A 4793-nucleotide genomic window follows, 5' to 3' on the forward strand; every position below is an offset into this window, starting at 1 on the left:
GAGTTGCGAACGGGTGAGTAACGCGTAGGTAACCTGCCTGGTAGCGGGGGATAACTATTGGAAACGATAGCTAATACCGCATAAGAGTAGATGTTGCATGACATTTGCTTAAAAGGTGCAATTGCATCACTACCAGATGGACCTGCGTTGTATTAGCTAGTTGGTGAGGTAACGGCTCACCAAGGCAACGATACATAGCCGACCTGAGAGGGTGATCGGCCACACTGGGACTGAGACACGGCCCAGACTCCTACGGGAGGCAGCAGTAGGGAATCTTCGGCAATGGACGGAAGTCTGACCGAGCAACGCCGCGTGAGTGAAGAAGGTTTTCGGATCGTAAAGCTCTGTTGTAAGAGAAGAACGAGTGTGAGAGTGGAAAGTTCACACTGTGACGGTATCTTACCAGAAAGGGACGGCTAACTACGTGCCAGCAGCCGCGGTAATACGTAGGTCCCGAGCGTTGTCCGGATTTATTGGGCGTAAAGCGAGCGCAGGCGGTTAGATAAGTCTGAAGTTAAAGGCTGTGGCTTAACCATAGTACGCTTTGGAAACTGTTTAACTTGAGTGCAAGAGGGGAGAGTGGAATTCCATGTGTAGCGGTGAAATGCGTAGATATATGGAGGAACACCGGTGGCGAAAGCGGCTCTCTGGCTTGTAACTGACGCTGAGGCTCGAAAGCGTGGGGAGCAAACAGGATTAGATACCCTGGTAGTCCACGCCGTAAACGATGAGTGCTAGGTGTTAGACCCTTTCCGGGGTTTAGTGCCGCAGCTAACGCATTAAGCACTCCGCCTGGGGAGTACGACCGCAAGGTTGAAACTCAAAGGAATTGACGGGGGCCCGCACAAGCGGTGGAGCATGTGGTTTAATTCGAAGCAACGCGAAGAACCTTACCAGGTCTTGACATCCCTCTGACCGCTCTAGAGATAGAGTTTTCCTTCGGGACAGAGGTGACAGGTGGTGCATGGTTGTCGTCAGCTCGTGTCGTGAGATGTTGGGTTAAGTCCCGCAACGAGCGCAACCCCTATTGTTAGTTGCCATCATTCAGTTGGGCACTCTAGCGAGACTGCCGGTAATAAACCGGAGGAAGGTGGGGATGACGTCAAATCATCATGCCCCTTATGACCTGGGCTACACACGTGCTACAATGGCTGGTACAACGAGTCGCAAGCCGGTGACGGCAAGCTAATCTCTTAAAGCCAGTCTCAGTTCGGATTGTAGGCTGCAACTCGCCTACATGAAGTCGGAATCGCTAGTAATCGCGGATCAGCACGCCGCGGTGAATACGTTCCCGGGCCTTGTACACACCGCCCGTCACACCACGAGAGTTTGTAACACCCGAAGTCGGTGAGGTAACCTTTTAGGAGCCAGCCGCCTAAGGTGGGATAGATGATTGGGGTGAAGTCGTAACAAGGTAGCCGTATCGGAAGGTGCGGCTGGATCACCTCCTTTCTAAGGATAAGGAACTGCACATTGGTCTTGTTTAGTCTTGAGAGGTCTTGTGGGGCCTTAGCTCAGCTGGGAGAGCGCCTGCTTTGCACGCAGGAGGTCAGCGGTTCGATCCCGCTAGGCTCCATTGGTGAGAGATCACCAAGTAATGCACATTGAAAATTGAATATCTATATCAAATAGTAACAAGAAAATAAACCGAAACGCTGTAGTATTAATAAGAGTTTATGACTGAAAGGTCAAAAAATAAGGTTAAGTTAATAAGGGCGCACGGTGGATGCCTTGGCACTAGGAGCCGAAGAAGGACGTGACAAACGACGATATGCCTTGGGTAGCTGTAAGTAAGCGATGATCCAGGGATTTCCGAATGGGGGAACCCAACAGGTACTACCTGTTACCCGCATCTGTTAAGGATGTGAGGAGGAAGACGCAGTGAACTGAAACATCTAAGTAGCTGCAGGAAGAGAAAGCAAAAGCGATTGCCTTAGTAGCGGCGAGCGAAACGGCAGGAGGGCAAACCGAAGAGTTTACTCTTCGGGGTTGTAGGACTGCAATGTGGACTCAAAGATTATAGAAGAATGATTTGGGAAGATCAGCCAAAGAGAGTAATAGCCTCGTATTTAAAATAGTCTTTGTACCTAGCAGTATCCTGAGTACGGCGGGACACGTGAAATCCCGTCGGAATCTGGGAGGACCATCTCCCAACCCTAAATACTCCCTAGTGACCGATAGTGAACCAGTACCGTGAGGGAAAGGTGAAAAGCACCCCGGGAGGGGAGTGAAATAGAACCTGAAACCGTGTGCCTACAACAAGTTCGAGCCCGTTAATGGGTGAGAGCGTGCCTTTTGTAGAATGAACCGGCGAGTTACGATATGATGCGAGGTTAAGTTGAAGAGACGGAGCCGCAGGGAAACCGAGTCTGAATAGGGCGCCTTAGTATCATGTCGTAGACCCGAAACCATGTGACCTACCCATGAGCAGGTTGAAGGTGCGGTAAGACGCACTGGAGGACCGAACCAGGGCACGTTGAAAAGTGCTTGGATGACTTGTGGGTAGCGGAGAAATTCCAAACGAACTTGGAGATAGCTGGTTCTCTCCGAAATAGCTTTAGGGCTAGCGTCGACATAAAGATTCTTGGAGGTAGAGCACTGTTTGGGTGAGGGGTCCACCCCGGATTACCAATCTCAGATAAACTCCGAATGCCAATGAATTATGGTCGGCAGTCAGACTGCGAGTGCTAAGATCCGTAGTCGAAAGGGAAACAGCCCAGACCACCAGCTAAGGTCCCAAAATAATTGTTAAGTGGAAAAGGATGTGGAGTTGCACAGACAACTAGGATGTTAGCTTAGAAGCAGCTATTCATTCAAAGAGTGCGTAATAGCTCACTAGTCGAGTGACCCTGCGCCGAAAATGTACCGGGGCTAAAACAATTTACCGAAGCTGTGGATACCTTTATAGGTATGGTAGGAGAGCGTTCTATGTGTGAAGAAGGTATACCGTGAGGAGTGCTGGAACGCATAGAAGTGAGAATGCCGGTATGAGTAGCGAAAGACAGGTGAGAATCCTGTCCACCGTAAGACTAAGGTTTCCAGGGGAAGGCTCGTCCGCCCTGGGTTAGTCGGGACCTAAGGAGAGACCGAAAGGTGTATCCGATGGACAACAGGTTGATATTCCTGTACTAGAGTATGTAGTGATGGAGGGACGCAGTAGGCTAACTAAAGCAGACGAATGGAAGTGTCTGTCTAAGCAGTGAGGTGTGATATGAGTCAAATGCTTATATCTATAACATTGAGCTGTGATGGGGAGCGAAGTTTAGTAGCGAAGTTAGTGACGTCACACTGCCAAGAAAAGCTTCTAGCGTTTAAACATACTCTACCCGTACCGCAAACCGACACAGGTAGTCGAGGCGAGTAGCCTCAGGTGAGCGAGAGAACTCTCGTTAAGGAACTCGGCAAAATGACCCCGTAACTTCGGGAGAAGGGGTGCTGACTTTACGTCAGCCGCAGTGAATAGGCCCAAGCAACTGTTTATCAAAAACACAGCTCTCTGCTAAATCGTAAGATGATGTATAGGGGGTGACGCCTGCCCGGTGCTGGAAGGTTAAGAGGAGTGCTTAGCGTAAGCGAAGGTATGAATTGAAGCCCCAGTAAACGGCGGCCGTAACTATAACGGTCCTAAGGTAGCGAAATTCCTTGTCGGGTAAGTTCCGACCCGCACGAAAGGCGTAATGATTTGGGCACTGTCTCAACGAGAGACTCGGTGAAATTTTAGTACCTGTGAAGATGCAGGTTACCCGCGACAGGACGGAAAGACCCCATGGAGCTTTACTGCAGTTTGATATTGAGTGTCTGTACCACATGTACAGGATAGGTAGGAGTCTAAGAGATCGGGACGCCAGTTTCGAAGGAGACGTTGTTGGGATACTACCCTTGTGTTATGGCCACTCTAACCCGGATAGGTTATCCCTATCGGAGACAGTGTCTGACGGGCAGTTTGACTGGGGCGGTCGCCTCCTAAAAGGTAACGGAGGCGCCCAAAGGTTCCCTCAGAATGGTTGGAAATCATTCGCAGAGTGTAAAGGTATAAGGGAGCTTGACTGCGAGAGCTACAACTCGAGCAGGGACGAAAGTCGGGCTTAGTGATCCGGTGGTTCCGTATGGAAGGGCCATCGCTCAACGGATAAAAGCTACCCTGGGGATAACAGGCTTATCTCCCCCAAGAGTTCACATCGACGGGGAGGTTTGGCACCTCGATGTCGGCTCGTCGCATCCTGGGGCTGTAGTCGGTCCCAAGGGTTGGGCTGTTCGCCCATTAAAGCGGCACGCGAGCTGGGTTCAGAACGTCGTGAGACAGTTCGGTCCCTATCCGTCGCGGGCGTAGGAAATTTGAGAGGATCTGCTCCTAGTACGAGAGGACCAGAGTGGACTTACCGCTGGTGTACCAGTTGTCTTGCCAAAGGCATCGCTGGGTAGCTATGTAGGGAAGGGATAAACGCTGAAAGCATCTAAGTGTGAAACCCACCTCAAGATGAGATTTCCCATGATTTTATATCAGTAAGAGCCCTGAGAGATGATCAGGTAGATAGGTTAGAAGTGGAAGTGTGGCGACACATGTAGCGGACTAATACTAATAGCTCGAGGACTTATCCAAAGTAACTGAGAATACGAAGTGTGAGGTTTTCTTGGTATTTGATAGATATTCAATTTTGAGTAGGTATTACTCAGAGTTAAGTGACGATAGCCTAGGAGATACACCTGTACCCATGCCGAACACAGCAGTTAAGCCCTAGAACGCCGGAAGTAGTTGGGGGTTGCCCCCTGTGAGATATGGAAGTCGCTTAGCT

General features: G+C 50.2%; 1 tRNA gene and 3 rRNA genes. All 4 read left to right on the top strand.

Annotation, left to right across the window (positions count from 1 at the left end):
* Positions 1 to 1452: ribosomal RNA gene (locus SORDD25_RS08865) — 16S ribosomal RNA — on the top strand; the annotation flags it as partial.
* Between the two features lie 51 nt (positions 1453 to 1503).
* Positions 1504 to 1576, top strand: a tRNA-Ala gene (locus tag SORDD25_RS08870).
* A 123-nt stretch (positions 1577 to 1699) separates the two neighbouring features.
* Positions 1700 to 4600: ribosomal RNA gene (locus SORDD25_RS08875) — 23S ribosomal RNA — on the top strand.
* 76 nt (positions 4601 to 4676) lie between these two features.
* Positions 4677 to 4792: ribosomal RNA gene (rrf, locus tag SORDD25_RS08880) — 5S ribosomal RNA — on the top strand.
* Position 4793 lies beyond the last annotated feature (1 nt).

It is taken from the genome of Streptococcus oralis (assembly GCF_001579525.1).
Taxonomy (GTDB): Bacteria; Bacillota; Bacilli; order Lactobacillales; family Streptococcaceae; genus Streptococcus; species Streptococcus oralis_M.